This window comes from Actinacidiphila sp. bgisy145, assembly GCF_057708125.1.
In genome coordinates this window covers 1-1,175 of the sequence record NZ_JBYIRL010000111.1, presented here as the reverse complement: position 1 = coordinate 1,175, position 1,175 = coordinate 1, and the positions used below count along the sequence as shown (strand labels likewise).

Genomic DNA, 1,175 nt, shown 5'->3' with positions numbered 1-1,175 from the left:
CACCTCATACAACCCCAAACCCATCCCCACACCCTGAGAACCCTGACCCGAGAACACCACCGCAATCCCACCACCACCCGCACCCACACCAGCACCAGCACCAGCACCCATCACCACACCCGCAGCCACCTCACCCGCAGCAACCGCAGACATCCCCGTCAGCAACTGATCACGGTCCCGGCCCACCACCGCAAGCCGGTGCGCGAACCCCGTCGTCCGCGTCACCGCCAACGACAACGCCACATCCCCGACCGAGACCTCAGGGCGAGCATCGACGAACTCCGCCAACCGACCCGCCTGCGCCACCAACGCCGCATCAGACCGCGCCGACACCACCCACACCACCGCACCCGCAGACTCCGGCCCCACCTCCGCAACGGACTCCACCTCCTCCTGCACAGGCTGCTCAAGAATGAGATGGACGTTGGTACCGCTGATCCCGAACGCCGACACACCCGCACGTCGCGGACCAGAACCCGCCGGCCACTCACGCGGCGCCGTCAGCAGCTCGACTGCTCCGGCCGACCAGTCGACGTGTGAGGACGGGGCATCCACATGCAGGGTCTGCGGCAGCATCCCGTGCCGCATCGCCTGCACCATCTTGATCACACCCGCGACACCAGCAGCCGCCTGCGTGTGACCGATGTTCGACTTCACCGACCCCAACAACAACGGCCGACCCTCCGGCCGATCCTGCCCATAGGTCGCCAGCAGCGCCTGCGCCTCGATCGGATCACCCAACGCAGTGCCAGTCCCGTGCGCCTCCACCACATCCACATCACCCGGCTGCAACCCCGCACTCGCCAACGCCGCCCGAATCACCCGCTGCTGCGACGGACCATTCGGCGCCGACAGACCATTACTCGCCCCGTCCTGATTGACCGCACTACCGGCCACCACCGCCAACACCCGATGCCCACGCGCGCGAGCGTCCGACAACCGCTCCAACACCACGACGCCAACGCCCTCACCCCACCCCGTGCCATCAGCCGCCTCCGCAAACGGCTTACACCGACCATCAGCAGCAAGACCCCGCTGCCGCGCAAACTCCGCGAACGTCCCAGGCGAAGCCATCACCGTGACACCACCGGCCAACGCGATCCCACACTCACCCGACCGCAACGCCTGCGCCGCCAGATGAATCGCCGTCAACGACGACGAACACGCCGTATCAA

Annotated in this window: 1 protein-coding gene; it reads right to left on the bottom strand. The window is 67.2% G+C overall.

The genetic code is table 11. The features are described from left to right. Positions 1-1,175: beta-ketoacyl synthase N-terminal-like domain-containing protein (locus AC3ERT_RS36510; RefSeq protein ID WP_435179483.1), on the bottom strand; the 1,175-nt coding region annotated here is incomplete at both ends.